This window comes from Enterococcus hulanensis, assembly GCF_005405485.1.
GTDB lineage: Bacteria > Bacillota > Bacilli > Lactobacillales > Enterococcaceae > Enterococcus_A > Enterococcus_A hulanensis.
This window is the reverse complement of sequence record NZ_BJED01000017.1, coordinates 84,588-106,734: the sequence shown is the minus strand read 5'-3', so window position 1 is coordinate 106,734 and position 22,147 is coordinate 84,588. Positions and strand designations below refer to the sequence as shown.

Below are 22,147 nucleotides of genomic sequence, written 5' to 3'. Positions count from 1 at the left end.
GAAGCAGTTTTAAATATTTTTATTTAGGTTCTTTGATACTATCTGGATCAATATCTAAGGCTTTTGCCATATCTTTGTTAACGACCAATTTAAGCGTATCAGCAGATTCCACTGGTGTATCTTCAGGTTTTGCATCACCGTCTAAAATTTTCGCCGCCATTTTTCCAGTTTGTTTACCAAGTGATTTGTAGTCGATCCCAACAGTAGCTAAACCGCCGCCGTCAATTTGTTCAGTTGAACCGGCAACTAATGGAATTTTCTTTTCTTTTACCACATCGCCAATGACCGAAGCAGCACTTGCGAAGGTATTATCTGTTGGTACGTAGATACCATCTGTTTCATTTGCTAAAGATTCCGTTACTTGTTGAACATCATTTGTTGTGTTGGCTGTTTTTACTTTTACTTCAACGCCAGCTTTTTTCAATGCTTTTTCAGCAAGATCGGCTTGGATTTTTGAATTAGCCTCACCTGCGTTGTACATGATCCCGATAGATTTTGCCTCTGGAACGATTGATAATAATAGATCGATTTGTTTATCGATCGGAACCATATCGGTTGTCCCCGTTACGTTTCCGCCCGGTTTTTTATCACTTTTAACCAATTTCGCTTCTTCTAAATCGGTAACGGCAGTAACGGTGATCGGAATCTCGGTTGTCGTGTTCAATAAAGATTGAGCGGCTGGAGTAGCGACGCCTAAAAGTAAATCGGGTTCGTCTTTGACCAATTTTTCACTCATACTTTTTAGATTGTCTTGATTGTTTTGTGCATTTTGATATTCGATTTTTAAGTTGTCGCCTTCTTTATACCCGCCTTCAGCTAAACCTTCTTTGAAGCCTTCATAGGCATTGTCTAAGGAAGGGTGTTGAACCAACTGTAAAACTCCGACTTTTTTTGCTTCGTCATTGCCGGCCGCTTCTTTGTTGCCGCAAGCCCCTAACATTAATAAACTTACCAATCCAATTCCTGCTAATACTGCTTTTTTCATAATTTTCTCTCCTTTTTCATTTTAAAGAATTTATTTTTCCAAAAACCGGAAAAATAAGTTTGATTTTCAAGCCGTATATCATCCCTCTAAACAAGTGTAGCGATAATCGGCTTAAATTTTTGACCTAAACAAACTGTGAAAAGAGATGCTGACATCCTTTTCATAAAAAAATCACCCGCTTAGAATTGTCGAAACTCTAAGTGGGTGATACGAATACAAAAATAGTATGATTCTTCAGCCACTTAGATTTCTCTATGCGGCCGGTGGTACATCGAAATGCTCTAGCCATCATAGATACAAAAAACACTCAAGTTGTTTGTACCCATCATGATGAATACAAACCTATCTAAAATAGCTAAAGTAATAGCGGTTATTCAGTTGTGAGTTTTTTGCGTTCAACATAAGGAACAACCTCCACTTGATTAAGATGTAAATTAGTATACGTTAAGAAAAATGAGATGTCAATAATAAATCGTCGAATATTCTGAATATTCAAAAATGTAAAACTAATTAAACCAATTGATCTTTGCTGAAAACTTTAAGAAAAGATTGCGAAATATTTATTCAACCGTTGAGGCTATTGACTTTTGTGTTTGCGTCATGTATTATATTAATTTGCTAAAACTATCTGAAATGATAACAGGCAGGAACGAAATATTGTCCGTTCCGGCTTTATATAGGGAAACAAAAGTAGAAGCTCGCGAATATTTTCAAGAGAACGTTCTATTTTTGGTTTTTTTTTGCCTAAAAGCCGCAAAAAATGTCAGGTGTTACAGTAATTTAATCTATGTAACATAAATGTAATTTATCTTCGGATCGGTTTTCAAACTTTTAAGAGGGGTGAAGAACTTGGCTGGACACGTAGTGAAATACGGGAAACACCGAGAACGTAGAAGCTTCGCACAAATCAGTGAAGTGTTGGAATTACCGAATTTGATCGAAATTCAAACAGATTCTTATCAATGGTTCTTAGATGAGGGCTTACGAGAAATGTTTGAAGACATTTTGCCAATTGAAGACTTTAATGGAAACTTGTCACTTGAATTTGTTGACTATGAATTGAAAGAACCTAAATACACCGTTGCAGAGGCTCGTTCACACGATGCAAATTACTCTGCACCATTACATGTTGTATTACGTTTAGTAAACCGTGAAACTGGAGAAATCAAATCCCAAGAAGTATTCTTTGGCGATTTCCCATTAATGACGGAGCAAGGAACCTTTATCATCAACGGAGCTGAACGGGTTATCGTATCCCAATTAGTTCGTTCTCCCGGCGTTTACTTCCACGGAAAAGTGGATAAAAACGGGAAAGAAGGATTTGGTTCAACTGTTATCCCTAACCGCGGCGCATGGTTAGAAATGGAAACAGACGCAAAAGATATTTCTTATGTACGTATTGATCGTACGCGTAAAATTCCTTTGACTACGTTAGTTCGTGCATTAGGTTTTGGGTCAGATGATACAATTTTTGAAATCTTTGGCGAAAGCGACTCATTACGCAACACGATCGAGAAAGACTTGCACAAAAACCCAAGTGATTCTCGTACCGAAGAAGGTTTGAAAGATGTATATGAACGCTTACGTCCAGGCGAACCAAAAACAGCAGACAGCTCTCGCAGCTTGTTAACTGCTCGTTTCTTCGATCCAAAACGTTACGACTTAGCAAATGTTGGTCGTTACAAAGTAAATAAAAAATTAGACCTTAAAACACGTCTATTGAACTTGACCTTAGCTGAAACCTTGGTTGATGCTGAAACAGGCGAAATCATCGTGGAAAAAGGAACGGTTCTAACACACCAAGTAATGGAAGATTTAGGACCACACTTGGAAAATGGCTTGAACTCAGTAACTTACTACCCATCAGAAGATGCGGTTGTTACTGATCCAATGACTGTTCAAGTGATCAAAGTCTTTTCACCAAAAGATCCAGAACGTGAAGTTACAGTGATCGGCAATGCTTATCCTGATTCTTCTGTACGTACGGTTCGCCCTGCTGACATCATTTCTTCAATGAGCTATTTCTTGAACTTGATGGAAGGCATCGGCAATGTCGATGATATCGACCACTTAGGAAACCGTCGTATCCGCTCAGTTGGTGAATTATTACAAAACCAATTCCGTATCGGTTTAGCTCGGATGGAACGTGTCGTTCGCGAACGCATGTCCATTCAGGATCAAGAAACATTGACACCGCAACAATTGATCAACATTCGTCCAGTTGTTGCCAGCATCAAAGAATTCTTTGGTTCTTCTCAGTTGTCACAGTTCATGGATCAAACGAACCCATTAGGGGAATTGACTCATAAACGTCGTCTATCTGCCTTAGGACCTGGTGGTTTGACGCGTGACCGTGCGGGCTATGAAGTTCGAGACGTTCACTATTCTCACTATGGCCGTATGTGTCCGATTGAAACGCCCGAAGGTCCCAACATCGGGTTGATCAACAGCTTGGCTTCTTATGCCAAGGTCAACAAGTTTGGTTTCATCGAAACACCTTACCGTCGTGTTGATCGTGCAACTGGTCGAGTAACGGATAAAATCGATTACTTAACAGCTGACATCGAGGACCATTACGTTGTTGCCCAAGCAAACAGTAAGTTGAATGAAGACGGCACCTTCGCTGAAGAAGTCGTTATGGCTCGTGCAACTTCTGAAAACTTGGAAGTAACGATTGATAAAGTGGATTACATGGATGTATCGCCAAAACAAGTAGTTGCAGTCGCTACCGCTTGTATTCCATTCTTGGAAAACGATGACTCCAACCGTGCCTTGATGGGTGCCAACATGCAGCGTCAAGCAGTACCATTGATCCAACCTCGTTCTCCATGGGTTGGTACTGGTATGGAATATAAAGCAGCTCATGACTCAGGTGCCGCTTTATTATGTAAAAACGAAGGTGTCGTTGAATTCGTTGATGCTCACGAAGTTCGTGTACGTCGCGACAATGGCGCATTAGATAAATACGACATCACTAAATTCCGTCGTTCAAACTCAGGAACCAGCTATAACCAACGTCCATTAGTTGGTTTAGGTGAAAAAGTTGATGTTGGCGATATCTTAGCTGATGGACCTTCAATGGAAAACGGCGAATTGGCATTAGGTCAAAACGTGGTTGTAGCCTTCATGACTTGGGAAGGGTACAACTATGAAGATGCCATCATCATGAGCCGTCGTTTGGTGAAAGATGATGTTTATACTTCAATCCATATTGAAGAATATGAATCAGAAGCACGCGATACGAAATTAGGACCTGAAGAAATCACCCGCGAAATCCCTAACGTTGGGGAAGACGCATTGAAGAACTTAGACGAAATGGGGATTATCCGCATCGGTGCTGAAGTTCATGATGGTGATTTATTAGTTGGTAAAGTCACTCCTAAAGGGGTAACGGAACTATCCGCTGAAGAACGTTTATTACATGCGATCTTTGGTGAAAAAGCGCGTGAAGTTCGTGATACTTCTCTACGTGTGCCTCACGGCGGCGGCGGGATCGTTCATGATGTGAAGATCTTTACTCGTGAAGCAGGCGATGAATTATCTCCAGGTGTGAATATGTTAGTGCGCGTTTACATCGTGCAAAAACGTAAAATCCATGAAGGGGATAAAATGGCCGGCCGTCACGGAAACAAAGGGGTCGTTTCTCGCATTATGCCTGAAGAAGACATGCCGTACTTACCAGACGGCACACCAGTGGATGTCATGTTGAATCCATTAGGGGTACCATCTCGTATGAACATCGGGCAAGTATTGGAATTGCACTTAGGGATGGCTGCTCGTCAATTAGGTATCCATGTGGCAACACCAGTATTCGATGGCGCACAGGATAGCGATGTTTGGGAAACTGTACGTGAATCTCGTATGGCGGCAGACGCTAAGACTGTCCTTTATGATGGACGTACCGGTGAACCATTTGATAACCGTATTTCCGTTGGGGTTATGTACATGATTAAATTGGCCCACATGGTCGATGATAAATTGCATGCTCGTTCAATTGGACCTTACTCTCTTGTTACGCAGCAACCATTGGGTGGTAAAGCTCAATTTGGTGGACAACGTTTCGGGGAAATGGAAGTTTGGGCACTGGAAGCATACGGTGCTGCTTACACATTACAAGAAATCTTGACTTACAAATCAGATGATGTGGTTGGTCGTGTGAAAACTTACGAAGCCATCGTCAAAGGTGAACCTATTCCAAAACCAGGCGTGCCTGAATCTTTCCGCGTATTAGTGAAAGAATTGCAAGCCCTTGGTTTAGATATGCAAGTCTTAGATATTAATGACAAAGAAATCGAGTTGCGAGACATGGACGATGACGATGATGACTTGATCACAGTTGATGCGTTGACGAAATATGCAGAACAGCAACAAACTGCAAAAGAAGTCGAAGAACGCGCAGCTGCTGAAAAGGCCGAACAAAAGTCAGACTTGATCCAAGAAATCGAAACTGCTGAAGACTTATAAGAGTCGCACTTGTCTGAAGAGGTGGTGTCAGAAGTGTTCAGCTTCAAGAAATAAGAAGGAATTTCAAAAAATTATTTCTCAAATTTTATGAAATTTCGGCTTATTTCCGAAGAAGCTACTTCTGGAACACCGTTTGTGCATGTGTAAGACAGCTAACCCCTAGCTGTCTTACGATAAAATGAAATGGAGGGAAACCCTTTTGATCGATGTAAATAAATTCGAAAGTATGCAAATAGGTTTGGCTTCTCCTGAAAAAATCAGAAGCTGGTCATACGGTGAAGTAAAAAAACCGGAAACCATTAACTATCGTACATTGAAACCTGAACGCGAAGGGTTATTCGATGAAAGAATTTTTGGGCCAACCAAAGACTGGGAATGTGCCTGTGGGAAATACAAACGGATCCGTTATAAAGGGATCGTCTGCGACCGTTGTGGTGTTGAAGTAACACGTTCAAAAGTTCGTCGTGAACGGATGGGCCATATCGAGTTAGCAGCCCCAGTAACACATATCTGGTATTTCAAAGGAATTCCTTCTCGTATGGGTCTTGTGTTAGACATGAGCCCGCGTGCGTTAGAAGAAATTATCTACTTTGCATCTTATGTCGTAATCGATCCAGGTAATACAAGCCTAGAGAAGAAACAATTATTGACTGAACGTGAATATCGTGAAAAACGTGATCAATACGGTCAAGAATTCCATGCGGCAATGGGTGCCGAAGCCATCAAACAATTATTAGATAAAGTTGATCTAGATGGCGAATCAGCAGAGTTAAAAGAAGAGTTGAAGACCGCTCAAGGCCAAAAACGTACACGAGCAATTCGTCGCTTAGATGTTTTAGAAGCCTTCCGTTCTTCTGGCAACCAGCCAGGCTGGATGGTGATGGATGTTATTCCTGTCATCCCGCCAGATCTACGTCCAATGGTTCAATTAGAAGGTGGTCGTTTTGCAACAAGTGACTTGAATGACCTTTACCGTCGTGTGATCAACCGTAACAATCGTTTGAAACGTTTGTTAGATTTGAATGCACCAAACATCATTGTGCAAAACGAAAAACGGATGCTGCAAGAAGCAGTCGATGCTTTGATCGATAATGGTCGTCGCGGCCGTCCAGTTACTGGACCAGGTAACCGTCCATTGAAATCTTTGTCTCACATGTTGAAAGGGAAACAAGGTCGTTTCCGTCAAAACTTGCTGGGTAAACGTGTCGATTACTCTGCTCGTTCAGTTATCGTCGTTGGACCTTTCTTGAAGATGTATCAATGTGGTCTGCCAAAAGAAATGGCGATCGAATTGTTCAAACCGTTCGTGATGAAAGAATTAGTTCAACGCGAGATTGCTTCAAATATCAAAAATGCAAAACGTAAAATCGAACGTCAAGAAGACGTTGTATGGGATGTTTTAGAAGAAGTTATCAGAGAACATCCAGTTTTACTTAACCGGGCACCTACGTTGCACAGACTGGGTATCCAAGCTTTCGAACCGATCTTAGTTGAAGGTCGTGCGATTCGTCTTCACCCGCTAGTATGTGAAGCCTACAACGCCGATTTCGATGGAGACCAAATGGCTGTCCATTTACCGCTAGGAGAAGAAGCACAAGCGGAAGCTCGTATGTTGATGCTGGCTGCAACCCACATCTTGAACCCTAAAGATGGTAAACCCGTTGTTACACCATCTCAAGATATGGTCTTAGGTAACTACTACCTGACAATGGAAGAAGTAGGCCGCGAAGGTGAAGGAATGATCTTCCGTGACATGAATGAAGCTGTCTTAGCATGGCGCAATGGCTATGTTCACTTGCATTCACGTGTGGCTGTTGATCCTAATACATTAGGCGACAAACCATTTACAGAAGAACAAAAAGAACGCATGCTGATCACGACTGTTGGGAAAATTATTTTCAACGAGATCATGCCGCAAGAGTTCCCTTACTTGAACGAACCGACTGATTTCAACTTAACGCAATATACACCTGACAAATATTTTGTCGAAAAGGGTGCAGATATTCCTGCAGCGATCAAGGAACAAGAAATTATCTTGCCATTTAAGAAGAAAAATCTTGGAAATATCATCGCTGAGGTCTTCAAACGTTTCAAAGTCACTGATACATCAATGATGCTTGACCGGATGAAAGACTTAGGTTACAAACACTCAACACATGCTGGTATGACCGTTGGTATCGCTGATATCATGGCGCTGGCAGAAAAACAAGAAATCATCGACAATGCCCACAAGCAAGTCGGCACGATCACGAAACAATTCCGTCGTGGTTTGATTACTGATGATGAACGTTATGAACGTGTTATCGCTGTCTGGAATGCAGCGAAAGATAATATTCAACAACGTCTGATTGAATCAATGGATGCTAAGAATCCAATTTTCATGATGTCTGATTCTGGAGCCCGTGGTAACATCTCCAACTTTACTCAGCTTGCTGGTATGCGTGGATTGATGGCCGCTCCGAATGGACAAATCATGGAATTGCCGATCATCTCTAACTTCCGTGAAGGTCTATCTGTCTTGGAAATGTTTATCTCGACTCACGGGGCTCGTAAAGGGATGACCGATACTGCCTTGAAGACAGCCGATTCAGGTTATCTTACTCGTCGTTTGGTTGACGTTGCCCAAGATGTCATCGTACGTGAAGAAGATTGCGGCACTGACCGTGGTCTGGAAATTTCTGCGATTCGCGAAGGTAATGAAATCATTGAATCATTAGAAGAACGTCTAGTTGGACGTTATACACAAAAATCAGTGATGCATCCTGAAACGGGTGAAGTTCTTTTACCTGGCGATGCACTGATTAGTGAAGCCGATGCAAAACGCATCATTGACGCTGGCGTTGAGAAATTAACGATCCGCTCAGTCTTCACATGTAATACTAAACATGGTGTATGTAAACATTGTTACGGCCGCAACTTGGCGACTGGTGACGACGTTGAAGTTGGTGAAGCAGTTGGTACTATCGCCGCTCAATCAATCGGTGAACCAGGTACTCAGTTAACCATGCGTACATTCCATACCGGCGGGGTTGCCGGAGATGATATCACACAAGGTCTTCCTCGTGTCCAAGAAATCTTCGAAGCACGTAATCCTAAAGGTTTGGCTGTCATCACTGAAGTTACCGGTGAAGTTGTTGAGATTGCTGAAGATGCTGCAACACGTACGAAAGAAGTTACCGTCAAAGGTGAAACGGATACTCGTACCTATACTGTTCCTTACACTGCACGTATGAAAGTCGTTGAAGGCGATATGGTTCACCGTGGGGATCAATTAACGGAAGGGTCAATCGATCCTAAACACTTATTGCAAGTGCGTGATGTGATTTCTGTTGAAACATACTTGCTGCGTGAAGTTCAACGTGTTTACCGGATGCAAGGGGTAGAAATCGGCGATAAACATATTGAAGTTATGGTTCGTCAAATGTTGCGTAAAGTCCGTGTAATGGACCCAGGCGACACAGAAATCTTGCCAGGTACATTGCTTGATATCGCTGACTTTAAAGACCAAAACTACAAGACGATCGTTACCGGCGGAACACCTGCGACATCTCGTCCAGTCTTGCTTGGTATTACGAAAGCTTCATTGGAAACAAACAGCTTCTTATCTGCTGCATCATTCCAAGAAACAACTCGTGTCTTGACGGATGCTGCGATCCGCGGTAAGAAAGATCCATTACTTGGATTGAAGGAAAATGTTATCATCGGTAAAATCATCCCGGCAGGTACTGGTATGGCAACTTACCGTAACATGGAACCAAAAGAAGTCGTTGTGGCTAGCGAAAATGTGTACAGTATCTCTGATATTGAAGCACAAATGGCTGCTGAGGACGCTTTGAACAATCCATTAAATTAATACTAGAATTGAGACCACAAGATTCAAAAGAATCTTGTGGTCTTTTTATTTTCGCGCTATTATAGGAAGGTATCTGACAAAATGACAGCGGTCACTTTGTTCAGATATTAAATTTCGTTTAGAGCATAAAAGTAAAGCTATGTTCAACAGCTATTTTATGAGAAAATATCGGAAACTATATAGATGTAAGATTTTTGAGGTGCTGCATGAGCAAAACAAAGAAGATCATCTTGATTGTCGTAGGAATTATTGTGTTACTCGTCGGAACGGGGACCGTTTATCTATTAAAAGTGAATTATGACGTCGATCAAGCAATCAGAAAAATGACTAAGAAAGTCAATTATAAAAGTCAACGTTCAGATACAATAGATTTGAAAAGTGGAGAGCCGTTTTCGATTCTTTTGATGGGTACAGATACAGGCGATAAGGGGCGGACCTACCAAGGTCGTTCAGATTCCATGATGTTGGTGACCATCAATCCTAAGAAGAAGCAAACCTTGATGACGAGTTTGGATCGCGATATTTATACCCAGATCGTTGGCTATAAGGGTGATGAGAATAATTACGTCGCAAAAGGCGATACCTATTATGATAAATTGAACGCGGCCTATTCATTAGGCAGCACGAAGATGGCGATCGAAACGGTGCAAGAAATGATGGATGTTCCTGTTGATCATTATATTGAGATCAATATGAAGGGATTGAAATCGTTAGTCGACGCAGTTGGCGGGATCGAAGTCGATAATAAGATCGACTTTACCTTAGATGGTGTGCATGTGAAAAAGGGCAAACAGACCTTAGATGGCAGACATGCTTTGGAATATGTGCGCATGCGCCATGAAGATCCAAAGGGCGATGTGGGCCGCCAAGCGCGGCAGCGTGAAATTTTATCGAAGATTATTGATAAGCTGCTTTCCGTTAATTCGGTGACCAAATATAAAAAATATCTACGTGCAGTGGAAGATTATGTACAAACTGATCTAAGCTGGAATGAGATGCTGACGATCGCAAAAGACTACACACCAGCAGCGAAAAATATTAAACAAACTCAAGTCGAAGGTCAAGGTGAGATGATCAACGACATTTATTTCCAAATATTGGGCTTGAATAATTTATTGGAAGAGCAAAACATAGTTAAGAAACAGCTGGATTTGCCTACGAAGAAGAAATTACCCAATCTAGATGAAGACGACGACAATCAGTTATTCTTTGATGATAGCGACGTTGATAAAATCAGTGCAGGAACCCATTACGATTACACCGGATATGGCAAAATTCTGTATCCGATCGATAGCGATAATTATTAAAAGCTAGTGTGCCAGTTGGATCGGCACGCTAGCTTTTTTCAATTCAAAATTTTAGTCTTATTGCTGTGAGACACAGCGATCGGTTTTTTGGAGCTGAGGTGGAACAGTACCTACTTGGTGCTCAGCTAACTCTTAACTAAGAAATCATTTTTCTAATCACGCTAAAGTGTGGAGAAAAACTGGCAAAGCTGAGCGAGTTCGCAAAGTCTTTCTAATATTGAGCAGATTCATTTCAATTTTGCTAAAAATGGTTATGATGAAATCAAAAGGAGACGATCTTATGACAGAAGAAAAAGCAATTTTTGCCGGCGGCTGTTTTTGGTGTATGGTGAAGCCTTTCGATCAAATGCCGGGAATTAAAAAGGTAGTATCCGGTTATACGGGCGGGCATGTGCCGAATCCAACGTATGAAGAAGTTTGCAGCGGCGCGACCGGACATACTGAGGCGGTGGAGATTACCTTCGATCCGGCGGTCATCTCTTATCAGGAATTGGTAGAGATTTATTGGCAGCAGACCGATCCGACTGATGCTTTTGGTCAGTTTGCCGATCGCGGCGATTCTTATCGTGCGGTGATTTTTTATGCTTCACCGGAACAAAAGGAAGCCGCAGAAGCATCGAAAGCGCAGCTGCAGGCTAGTGGACGTTTCAAAGAGCCGATCGTTACAGCAATCGAGCCGGCACAGGTCTTTTATCCTGCGGAAGAGTATCATCAAGATTTTTATCGGAAAAATCCTGAACACTATACAGCTTATAGTGAAGGCTCCGGCCGGCGCGGATTTATTCGTCAAAATTGGGACGCGTAATGATTTTTCAAAAGCAGGACCAACAGTCCAATAAATAAGAAGGGCAGAAAAGGCAGCTTCTCTGGGACTTTTTTACGAAATGCTTGATAGCTGAAAAAGCCGATACCGCTAAGCGAAGCGATGAAGAGCAGCTGCAGCAGCTCGTAGCCAGACAGAAAGAAGCTCCATAGCCCAATCACCCAAAGATCTCCCAGACCTAAGCTGTCTGGGAGAATTTTTTGGCTAAGATAAAAGAGTCCGCAGACAATCAGCGGATGCGTCCAATAAAATTGGAAAAGAAAGAGCCCGCTAATTAGCAAAATCACTCCTGTTGTCCAAAAAATCCTCATCTCCACAATGAACAGCTCCCCATCAATTACGGCTAAAACGAAGGCACTTAATAGCCAAAACAGCCGCCAAAGGTTGATCCATTGTAAATCGTGCAAAAAAATCAAAAAGAGCAGTCCGCAAAAAATTTCCAGCCAAAAACTGCGTGGAGAGAATTTTTGCTGGCAGTGGGTACAACGGAACCTTTGATGCAATGCGGAAATCAATGGGATCATTTCGCTTGGCCGCAGCCGATGTTTGCAATGATCACAATGCGACGGCGGATAAAGTAATGATTCGTTTTTCGGGAGGCGGAAACAAACGACAGCTAAAAAAGACCCGATGATCGTTCCAAAAATGAAATGTGTGATCGCTTTCACCTCCTTTTCTAATAAGTTACGAAAAAAGAGCGAATTTCCAGCATTTTCTTTGTGCTTTTGCCATAATTGTATTATGCTTTTAATGGAAGATAAATTAGGAGGTATGAAGGAATGAAATTCGAAAAAACAAAAGAAGTATTGAATCAACTAGTTGCAGACTTAAGTCAAATGTCCATGGTCATTCACCAAACACATTGGTATATGCGCGGCCCTGGTTTCTTGACATTACACCCAATGATGGACGATTTCATGGATGACGTGAACGATCAATTGGACGAAATTTCAGAACGTTTAATCACATTAGACGGCTCACCTTATTCAACATTGCGTGAAATGGCTGACCAAACAAAAATCCCAGACGAAGTAGGACGTTGGGACCGTACAATGGAAGAACGCTTAACTACACTTGTTGAAGGCTACCGTTACTTAGCAGATCTTTATCAAAAAGGGATCGAAGTAACTGGTGAAGAAGGCGATGATCCAACGCAAGATATCTTCATCGAATTCAAAACAGCAACTGAAAAACGCATTTGGATGATCCAAGCGCATTTAGGAAAAGCTCCTGAAATTGATGCTTAATTAAATTAAAAAGAGGTTCTCATCATATTGATGAGAACCTCTTTTTCACTATTAATGAGTGGTATCGGTGTTTAAACCAATCACGCCGTCTACGGGAATGGAAATCAAGATGCCTTGCGCTTCGCTAAGCAAACCGCATTGTTCGCTGATGGCTTTCATGATGGCCATTTTTTTATCTTGATTGACTAAGATATAAACCATTTCTTTTTCTGGTTGAATACTGATGCCCCATTTTCTCATCGTTTCTTGCGAATCAAGGCGGCGGGCGTGTAGAACCGTTCCGCCTGCGGCACCAGCTTCGGTGGCAGCAGTCATTACTTCTTCACTGAAGCCTTGGTTAATCGTAACCATCAGTAAACTATGTTTTGCATCTTGGATCATCTGCTTTTCCTCTCTTTCCATGTGCTTTTGCATTTTTTCGTGCATTTCTGAATCTAAAACTTTCAGGACATAACTGCTCGCACCAGAGATGGGAACAGTAAATGCACAGCCTCTGTTAGGTTTATGGAGACATAAGCCTTCACCAAGAGCATCAAATAAATCAGGTACGCATTTTTTTAATACGGGACAAACGAACAGCGCTTTTTCTGATGTCCCTAATCCTAAGTAATCCATGACTTCATTCGTTGCTGTCCCTTCACCGATACATAAATATTGGACCGGCGTTTTATGGGCATTAAAAATGGCATGGGCTTTTTTCTTATCTTTTTGATCAATGATCAATATCAACATTTGTGCTGCCGGTTTATTATGCATCCTCTTCAGCGTCCTCCCATTCTTCAATTTCATTAAGTTCTTCGATTGTTAAAGCATCGGTTTGATCAGATTGGCCTTCGCGCCATTTGTAGACGAGTCCCATGATTTGAATGGCGATCAATGGAGTCAACGCGACAAGCGCCACGACACCAAAAGCATCCGCCATGATATTTCCACCTAAGGATTCACTCACCCCGATACACAGCGGAAGCAGGAACGTACTGGTCATTGGACCACTGGCTACCCCGCCGGAGTCAAAGGCGATACCGATAAATATCTTAGGAACAAAGCGGGAAAGCAGCAGAGCGATCAGATAACCGGGAATGATGATCCAATAGATACTGACACCAGTGATAGAACGCATCATAGCAAGGCCCACACTGACTGCCACCCCGAAAGAAAGGCAGAGGTTCATGGAAGCGGCGGAAATCGAGCCGCCTGTAACATTTTCGACCTGGTGGTTCAATACTTGAATGGCCGGCTCGGCTTTTACGATAAAATAGCCGATCAGCATACCAATAGGAATCAGCAGCCACTTGAATTTACTTGCGGCCAGTTCTCCACCCAGCAAGCTTCCGACTGGGGCAAAACCGATACTGACTCCGGTTAAAAAGAGCACGAGGCCAATATAAGTATAAATCAGACCGACGATCATCCGGATGTATTGTCTGTGATGATATCGGCGGCTGATGAGTTGAAAGACGAAAAACAGTACAGCGATTGGCAGCATGGAAATAAAGACCTCTTTAGCAAAATGAGGCAGCTCCAGCATGAATTCACGCATAACGTCTTGGGTCGTACTCACATCAAGAAATTCCGTTGGCGTATAGGCTGCGTCTGTGGGCTGAAAGAAAATCCCCAATAATAAAACGGCCAAGATCGGTCCAATGCTGGAGATTGCGACTAAACCAAAGCTGTCATCAGAAGCATTTTTATCACTTCGGACAGAAGCCAGCCCGACCCCTAAAGCTAAGATGAAGGGAACGGTAATCGGTCCGGTAGTAGCCCCGCCAGAGTCAAAAGCCACTGGCACGAAATCATTCGGCGTTAGAAAAGAGAGCAGAATGACAATAGCGTACAGCACCATCAGTAAGAGGGATAAATTGATTTTGAATAAGATCCGCAGGACGGCGATCATTAGACAAATGCCGACGCCAATGGCTACGGTCCATATTAATAAATTACTGGGTATGGCCGGCATCTGATCGGCCAGTACCTGCAAATCAGGTTCTGCAATAGTAATCACAGCACCAATAACAAAGACACTGAAGGCCAAGATGCCGATTTTTTTACTTTTAGAAAGCTGAATCCCCATCCCTTCACCGAGGGGGGTCATGGACATTTCAGCTCCCAGCTGGAAGAACCCCATCCCAATAATCAGCATCACGGCGCCCATTAGAAACATCGCAAAGGTTCCGATCTCCATCGGGACCAAAAAGACACTGACGACGAGCACAGTAATGGTAATCGGTAATACTGCTGATAAGGATTCTAAAATATTTTCTTTTAATTTTTGATTCATCGATTCACTCCTTGTTCATTTAATAAGGATTTATTTTTTCTTTTGGAAAAAATAATTCCGCTATTCACGCCGTATCCCATCCTACTAAACGTCAAGATTCAGAATTGAAAATAAATGGCGTGAATGATAATTGCATGTATCTGCTGCCAGAAGTAGGACTGGCATCCTTGTTCATTTAATAAGGATTTATTTTTTCTTTTGGAAAAAATAATTCCGCTATTCACGCCGCATACCATCCTACTAAATGTTGGAATTCAGGATTGGAAATAAAAGGCGTGAATGGTAATTGCATGTATCTGCTGCCAAAAGTAGGACTGGCATCCTTGTTCATTTAATAAGGATTTATTTTCTCTGCCAGAAAAAAATAAATCCAATTCTCAACTCGTACATCTTCCTTTTTCTGTTTGAGAAGGGAAGGTTGTTTTTGCCGTGAGTTGACACTTAAAAGCCGTATTATGGCTATTTCTTAATTATCCGTAACACGCAAAGCGTAGGAATCAAGTAAAATCCTCGCGATAATTTGTAATGGCAAGCGCGAGCGAACTTCGTAATCAGGGAAATAGGAACCTTCTGATTTAAAACCAACCAAAGCGATTTCGCTGTAATTCACCAGACTGGAAGAATTGTTCGCCGTTAACAGGATTGACCCTATCTCTCCATCATAACAGTTTTTGGCGGCCACGACGAGCTCCTTCGTTTCACCATTCAGCGAAATGAAAATGACGATGTCTCGTTTTGTCAGCTTTCGGCTGATATTTTTTATGATTTCCGGGTCGGTATGCATCTGACAGTTTTTACCGGTCAATTGGAACTTCACCATCATTTCTTGGCCGATCATCTCCGAAAAGCCGCGGGCAAAAATAAATACCCGCTCCGCAAATTTGATCTTCTGGATCGCATCCTCGATGTTGCCGATCTCGATCATATTGATCGTACGAACGACTTCTTGCTCATTTTTTAAAATGGCTCGCCGAATCCCCTTATCGACTTTATCCAATGAAGAAAAATTGATGTTTTTATTTTCTTGCTCCTTTAAGTGGTGCTTAAAAGCGGTGAAGCCTTCGTAGCCTTTCTTTTTCATCGTACGAACAATCGTAGCGGTTGAAACGTTGGCTTGCTCGCTAAGTTTTACGATGGAGTAATTAGGGACTTCAAGGATATGGCTTTCGATAAAATCCCAAAGATATTGTTCCGTGTCGCTTAATTTATGTTCCATTGTTGTACTGACCTTCCTTCGAGTAGTTACTAGTTAAAAAGTATCATGGGTTGTAAAAAGATGTAAAGCTTTTCAGGAAAAAGGCCTAAACGTGAAAACCTTTTCGGTATGCTATGTCCCATAATAAGGTCAAGGAGGTCGTCACTCATGTCTATTTACACATGTACCATGAATTTAGCGATTGATCTATTTATCGAAACGGACACCATGAATCCTTTTACCGTAAATCGAACGAAGGATGATGATATCCAAGCAAACGGCAAAGGAGTGAATGTGTCGCTCGTACTAAAAATGTTGGGAGTCACCACCACTGCACTCGGTTTTCGTGCAGGGTTTACAGGAAACTATATCGAAGATTATTTACGGGAAAAAGCAATCAGCACTGATTTTATTGAGGTTCCTGGGATGACCCGCATCAATGTATTCACGCAAGTCAATCAAACGAAGGAGGAATATAAACTAGTCAATCAAGGACCTGAAATACCGCCTGAAAAGATCCAAGCCTTTTTGGATCAAATCAGAAATTTGCAGGCGAAGGATTATCTTTGTATCTCAGGGAGTTTGCCGCGCGGGGTGGAGCCTGCGATTCTGGTTGAGATCAGTCAAATCTGCGAAGCGCGCGGAATTCACCTGATTCTTGACAGCAGCTATCAAGAAGTGATGGACTGTTTGCCTTATCGACCGTTTCTGCTGAAGCCTAATGAAGAGGAATTGGAATCTTGGTTTGGACAAGTGATCGACACAGAAGAAGCCTATTTGTTTTATGGGCAGCAATTGTTAGAAGCAGGCGCTCAAAATGTGCTGCTGTCGCTGGGCGGAGAAGGAGCGATCTTTTTCACTAAGGATAAGATCATTCGCGGCAATTCGCCAAAAGGCAAAGTCGTCAACACGGCTTGTGCCGGAGATACGTTGCTGGGCACTTTTTTGGCTGGCTATTTGACCAATCAACCGTTGGAGGAAACGTTACGGAAAAGTTTGGCCGCGGGAAGCTCAACCGCTTTTCGCAAAGGGCTGACCGATTTTTTAGATGTTGAAGAACTAAGCAAGCAAATCGAAATCAAAGAAGAGAGGGTAAAAACATGGGAAATTATCAATTAATCGCAGCAACAGGTTGTCCGACAGGGATCGCCCACACCTACATGGCGCAAGAGGCTTTAGAGCAAGCGGCTAAGAAAAAGGGCGTCACCATCAAAGTCGAAACACATGGACAGATCGGGATCGAAAATGAATTAACGGCAGAAGAAATCAAAAATGCCGACGCGGTTATTATTGCCGCAGACAAGGATGTTCATCCGGAACGCTTCGCGGGAAAACGGATCATTGATGTCTCTGTGAGTACGGGAATCAAAGATGCGGAGCGTTTGATCGATGACGCATTGGCAGGTAAGGGATCGCTGGCAGCAGAGAATCAATCGGTTGATGCTTTGGAACAAGAAACTGGGAGCAGCACCAGCTTTGGTCGCAGCATTTATAAAAATTTGATGAATGGTGTCTCTCACATGCTGCCTTTCGTAGTAGCTGGTGGTGTCTTGATCGCGATCTCGTTTGCTGTTTGGGGAATTTATTCCTTTGATCCTGATAATGCGCAATACAATTCTACAGCAGCGATGCTAAAAGCGGTCGGCGATGCAGCGATGGGGATGATGGTCCCGGTGCTGGCTGCGTATATTGCTGAAGGAATCGCAAAACGTCCGGGGCTAGTCGTTGGTTTTGTTGGCGGGATCGTTGCGATGAATGGCGGTACTGGATTCTTAGGCGGAATTTTAGCTGGTTTCTTAGCGGGTTACTTCATTTTATTCCTGCAAAAGGTCTTGGAAGTGTTGCCGAAGCAATTAGACGGCTTGAAAGCAATCTTCTTATATCCGGTTATTGGGGTCGCCTTCATTGGGATCGTGATGTCTTTATTGGCAGGACCGATGAAAGCTGTAAACGAAGGGATGATGAGTTTCTTAGCTGGCTTTGAAAATTCAAATCCTTTGGTGCTAGGTGTGATCGTCGGCTGTATGTGTGCTTTTGATATGGGCGGACCGATCAATAAGGCGGCGTACGTAACAGGTACCGCATTATTGGCACAAGGAAATACGACCTTTATGGCGGGTGTCTCAGCGGCCTGTATCGCACCGCCGTTGATCACCGGATTTGCGACATTGTTATTCGGAAAATATTTCGATACGAACGACCGCAATGCCGGCTTGGTCAATTTCATTTTAGGCTCAACGCATATTACCGAAGGCGCGATCCCATTTGCGGCGAAAGATCCGATTCGGGTATTGCCGACAATGATGCTGGGTTCATCAATCGCTGCTGTTTTAACGTATATGTTTGGCGTACAAGTGCCAGCACCTCATGGGGGCTTCCTAGTTTTACCAGTTGTTACCGGGAAAATCCAATGGGTGCTTTCCATTCTGATTGGTTCGATCGTCGGCGGTGTGATCTTGGGCTTGATCCAAAAGAGCAGTGTTGCCGCAAAGGAAAAGAAAGCGAATGCCGAGCAAGCAGATAAATCGGCTATCGTGGAATAGAGAGGAAACGATGATGGGAATTATTCAGGAAGAAAAGATCTTTTTAAAGCAATCGCTGGCTAGTCAAAAGGAAGTCTTTGATTTCTTAGCGGAACAGGCGAAAAAGTTAGCCATTTCTACTGATGAGAAGCAGGTTTATCAAAAATTAGTAGAACGTGAAAATGAAGGCACCACAGGAATGATGGATGGCTTTGCGATCCCCCATGCCAAGGATCAGACCATCAAGGAACCAAGCATCATCATCGTGACGCTGGATCAGGGTATCGAGTGGAATAGTCTAGATGGTCAATTGATCAACTTTGTCATCGCACTATTTATTCCTGATTCAGAAGCGGGCACGACCCATTTGAAATTACTATCGGCAGTCGCGCGGCTGCTGATGCGCAATGAAGTCACGGAACAATTAAAAGCCGCACAATCAAAAACGGCAATCGCGACACTACTAAATGAAAAAATAGGTGAGAATGAATGAAGACAATCAGTGCAGGGAAAAAGCGTTACTTAGAGCAAATTACCAACGAAGCAGGGATCATCGGTGCATTAGCGATCGATCAGCGCGGGGCCTTGAAAAAAATGATCGGCAAATACAAAGAAGCGACCGCAGAAGATGTGATCAAATTCAAAGAGCTGGTTTCTCAGCAATTGACGCCGTATGCGTCTGCCATTTTACTAGACCCGGAATATGGATTGCCGGCCGCAGAGGTGCGGGATAATGATTGCGGACTGTTGCTGGCTTATGAAAAAACCGGCTATGACGCAACTACGCCGGGACGTTTGCCGGATGTCTTGGATGTGTGGTCGGTGAAACGTCTGAAAGAAGCAGGAGCCGACGCGTGCAAGTTCCTACTATATTATGATGTGGATGAACCGCAAGAAATCAATCAGCAAAAACAAGCCTATATGGAACGGATCGGTTCTGAATGTACGGCAGAGGATATCCCATTCTTTTTAGAAATTGTTTCCTATGATGCCAAGATCACCGATGCTGCTTCATTAGACTATGCCAAAGTAAAACCGAAGAAAGTAATTGAAGCGATGCGGGAGTTTTCTAAGGAACGCTATCAGGTGGATGTCTTGAAGGTAGAAGTGCCGGTAAACATGAACTTTGTCGAAGGGTACGGTCAAGAGGCGTGCTACAGTCAAACAGAAGCAGCGGCTTACTTCAAAAAACAATCAGAGGCGGCTGATCTGCCATTCATTTTCCTAAGTGCCGGCGTTAGTGCCGAGCTGTTCCAAGAAACCCTGCGCTTTGCCAAAAAATCAGGCTCGACCTTCAATGGGGTCTTATGCGGACGGGCAACGTGGGCTAATGGTGTAGAGTCCTTTGTAAAAGAAGGTGAAGAACAAGCAATCGCTTGGTTATCCGAAGAGGGCAAACGCAACATCGAAGAATTGAATGCAGTATTAAAAGAAACTGCGACTTCAGTTTATACAAATGCATAAGAAAAATCGACTATCCATGCCGGGTAGTCGATTTTTTGTACGAATTATAATTCAGCTTTTGCCAGTTGAATTTGTTTTTGAACTTGGTCAAAGCCGGTGCCGCCTAATGAATGGCGACGGGTCACTGCGGTTTTCGATGACAGCGTATCATAGATATCTTCTTCGATCACTGGATTGATGGACTGATATTCTTCCAATGGGACATCTTGCAGATAAATCCCTTTTTGAGTGCAGGCCAGTACCAGTTTGCCGACGATTTCGTGAGCTTGACGGAAGGGAATCCCTTTTGTAGCTAGATAGTCAGCTAGCTCAGTCGCGTTGGAGAAGTCTTTTTCTGTGGCATCGTGCATGATTTGGGTATTGACCTTCATCGTGTCGATCATACCGGCCATGATGTCCAAGCTGGTGGCTACGGTGTGGACCGTATCAAACATGCCTTCTTTATCCTCCTGCAGGTCTTTGTTATAGGCGAGCGGCAATCCTTTGATAACCGTTAATAAGCCGACCAAGTCACCGAAGACACGGCCTGATTTCCCGCGGATCAATTCGGCCATATCGGGATTTTTCTTTTGCGGCATGATGGAGCTGCCGGTTGAAAAAGTATCTGTTAATTCGACAAATTTAAATTCATGGCTGCACCATAAAATAATCTCTTCGCAAAAACGCGAAAGATGCATCATTAGGATTGAGCTGTTACTTAAAAATTCAAGAATGAAATCACGGTCACTCACGCCGTCAAGACTGTTCATGTAAAGATCAGCAAATCCCAGCTCGTCTGCCGTCATCTGACGATCAATCGGGAAAGTCGTACCAGCCAAGGCAGCACACCCTAGAGGAGAAATGTCGACACGCTTCATACTTTCCTCAAGGCGAGCCTGATCACGCGTCAGCATGCCGTAATACGCCATTAAATGATGACCAAAAGAAATCGGCTGTGCATGCTGCAGGTGGGTATAGCCGGGCATGATCGTTTCCACATGTTCTTCGGCCTTATTGACCAAAACAGCGCGGAAATGTTGGACCTTCTCGATGATCTCGGTCAAATGTTCCTTCAGATATAAATGCATATCGGTTGCGACCTGATCGTTTCGGCTGCGGGCGGTGTGGAGCTTGCCGGCAACAGGGCCGATCTCGTCGTGGAGCATCTTTTCCAAGTTCAAATGAATGTCTTCATTTTCAATCGTAAAGGTTAATTCATCCTTAGCAGCTTTTTCTGCCAATATTTTTAGACCAGCGGTGATTTGCTGGGACTCTTCTTTTGTAATGATGCCTGTTTCACCAAGCATTTTGACATGCGCCAAGCTGCCGGTGATATCTTGTGTAGCCAGTTGCTGGTCGAAGGGAATTGAAGCACCGAATGCGTCAATCCATGCTTCATTTTTTCCATCAAAACGGCCACCCCATAATTTTGCCATTGTTTTATCCTCGCTTCTATTGATTGATTTTTAGCAAAAAAGACCGTCGCAACGGTCTTTTTTTTATGTTTAGCTTTTCTTAGATGTCTAGTTTATCGAACTAGCTCTTTGAAGCAACAAGCGAAAATTTTTGTAAATTTGAGGAGCAATTTAAAAAATTTTAGACTTGTTGCTCAAGAGCTGTACGAGCCCGCTTAGCTTTTCTTTATATCTAGCTTTTCGAACTAGCTTTATCGACAATAAGCGAAAATTTTGTTAAGTCTTATTGCTCAAAAGCTGAACGAGTTCGAAAAGCTTTTAGTTTGATGTCTAGCACGCGGGCTAGCTCTCTACGACAATAAGCAAAAATATTGAGAAATCTGAAAAACGATTTATCAATATTTTGGTCTTATTGCTTGAGAGCTGTACGAGCCCGCTTAGCTTTTCTTTATAGGGAGGAGGCATCTTTTCAGATACCTCAGGATGAAAACATTGCTGGTTTCCTTATTTCCTTACAGGAAAAGAAACTCTCCTAAGAGCAATGGCAAGATGTGAAACCGGACGGCCTTATTTACCGGCAAGTAAAAGCCGCCTCACATCTGGTTTCTCTTGCAA

General features: G+C 42.9%; 15 protein-coding genes. 9 read left to right on the top strand and 6 right to left on the bottom strand.

Annotation, left to right across the window (positions count from 1 at the left end):
- Window positions 1-19: 19 nt before the first annotated feature.
- Entirely contained in the window at window positions 20-985 is a 966-nt protein-coding gene (locus FFR60_RS17445) for an ABC transporter substrate-binding protein (RefSeq protein ID WP_088933968.1), read from the bottom strand.
- A gap of 849 nt (window positions 986-1,834) precedes the next feature.
- On the opposite strand from FFR60_RS17445, the gene rpoB reads away from it, so the two are divergent.
- The 4 genes from rpoB to msrA all read left to right on the top strand — a co-directional run bounded on the left by rpoB (window position 1,835) and on the right by msrA (window position 11,414).
- Window positions 1,835-5,449 (top strand): DNA-directed RNA polymerase subunit beta, encoded by a 3,615-nt coding sequence (gene rpoB / locus FFR60_RS17440; protein ID WP_171004967.1) that lies wholly within the window; start codon window positions 1,835-1,837, stop codon window positions 5,447-5,449.
- A 199-nt stretch (window positions 5,450-5,648) separates the two neighbouring features.
- Window positions 5,649-9,302 (top strand): DNA-directed RNA polymerase subunit beta', encoded by a 3,654-nt coding sequence (gene rpoC / locus FFR60_RS17435; protein WP_088933966.1) that lies wholly within the window; start codon window positions 5,649-5,651, stop codon window positions 9,300-9,302.
- 206 nt (window positions 9,303-9,508) lie between these two features.
- On the top strand, window positions 9,509-10,609 hold the full coding sequence (locus FFR60_RS17430) for an LCP family protein (RefSeq protein WP_137665127.1): 1,101 nt from the start codon (window positions 9,509-9,511) through the stop codon (window positions 10,607-10,609).
- 280 nt (window positions 10,610-10,889) lie between these two features.
- On the top strand, window positions 10,890-11,414 hold the full coding sequence (msrA, locus tag FFR60_RS17425) for a peptide-methionine (S)-S-oxide reductase MsrA (protein ID WP_137665126.1): 525 nt from the start codon (window positions 10,890-10,892) through the stop codon (window positions 11,412-11,414).
- Here the strand turns inward: msrA and FFR60_RS17420 are convergent.
- Entirely contained in the window at window positions 11,396-12,100 is a 705-nt protein-coding gene (locus FFR60_RS17420; RefSeq protein ID WP_171004966.1) for a prepilin peptidase, read from the bottom strand. The two genes, msrA and FFR60_RS17420, sit on opposite strands and share 19 nt — an antisense overlap.
- Before the next feature lie 111 nt (window positions 12,101-12,211).
- On the opposite strand from FFR60_RS17420, the gene FFR60_RS17415 reads away from it, so the two are divergent.
- Entirely contained in the window at window positions 12,212-12,679 is a 468-nt protein-coding gene (locus FFR60_RS17415) for a Dps family protein (RefSeq protein WP_088933962.1), read from the top strand.
- Window positions 12,680-12,730: 51 nt separating this feature from the next.
- On the opposite strand, the gene FFR60_RS17410 is transcribed toward FFR60_RS17415, so the two are convergent.
- The 3 genes from FFR60_RS17410 to FFR60_RS17400 form a co-directional block, all read right to left on the bottom strand.
- The gene (locus FFR60_RS17410; RefSeq protein WP_137665124.1) at window positions 12,731-13,435 is read right to left on the bottom strand and encodes a transposase; all 705 of its coding nucleotides are present in this window, start codon (window positions 13,433-13,435) and stop codon (window positions 12,731-12,733) included.
- Complete coding sequence (locus tag FFR60_RS17405; protein ID WP_137665123.1) at window positions 13,428-14,957, bottom strand: DUF1538 domain-containing protein; 1,530 nt, start codon at window positions 14,955-14,957, stop codon at window positions 13,428-13,430. The genes FFR60_RS17410 and FFR60_RS17405 overlap by 8 nt, the downstream gene beginning before the upstream one ends.
- 466 nt (window positions 14,958-15,423) lie before the next feature.
- The gene (locus FFR60_RS17400) at window positions 15,424-16,173 is read right to left on the bottom strand and encodes a MurR/RpiR family transcriptional regulator (protein ID WP_088933959.1); all 750 of its coding nucleotides are present in this window, start codon (window positions 16,171-16,173) and stop codon (window positions 15,424-15,426) included.
- Window positions 16,174-16,320: 147 nt separating this feature from the next.
- Between FFR60_RS17400 and pfkB the strand changes: the two genes are divergently transcribed.
- Genes pfkB through lacD form a run of 4 tightly spaced genes read left to right on the top strand, consistent with a single transcriptional unit; the run spans window position 16,321 to window position 20,138 of the window.
- Window positions 16,321-17,271 carry a 1-phosphofructokinase gene (gene pfkB, locus FFR60_RS17395; RefSeq protein ID WP_088933958.1) on the top strand — a complete coding sequence of 317 codons (951 nt, stop codon included), beginning with the start codon at window positions 16,321-16,323 and terminating at the stop codon, window positions 17,269-17,271.
- A complete protein-coding gene (locus FFR60_RS17390; protein WP_137665122.1) occupies window positions 17,253-18,695 on the top strand; it encodes a PTS fructose transporter subunit IIC in 1,443 nt (480 codons plus the stop codon). Before pfkB ends, FFR60_RS17390 begins: the two co-directional genes overlap by 19 nt.
- 13 nt (window positions 18,696-18,708) lie before the next feature.
- Complete coding sequence (locus FFR60_RS17385) at window positions 18,709-19,167, top strand: fructose PTS transporter subunit IIA (protein WP_137665135.1); 459 nt, start codon at window positions 18,709-18,711, stop codon at window positions 19,165-19,167.
- Window positions 19,164-20,138 carry a tagatose-bisphosphate aldolase gene (gene lacD, locus FFR60_RS17380; RefSeq protein WP_137665121.1) on the top strand — a complete coding sequence of 325 codons (975 nt, stop codon included), beginning with the start codon at window positions 19,164-19,166 and terminating at the stop codon, window positions 20,136-20,138. Before FFR60_RS17385 ends, lacD begins: the two co-directional genes overlap by 4 nt.
- Before the next feature lie 44 nt (window positions 20,139-20,182).
- Here lacD and argH read toward each other — a convergent pair whose 3' ends face one another.
- A complete protein-coding gene (gene argH / locus FFR60_RS17375) occupies window positions 20,183-21,553 on the bottom strand; it encodes an argininosuccinate lyase (RefSeq protein ID WP_137665120.1) in 1,371 nt (456 codons plus the stop codon).
- Between the last annotated feature and the right edge of the window lie 594 nt (window positions 21,554-22,147).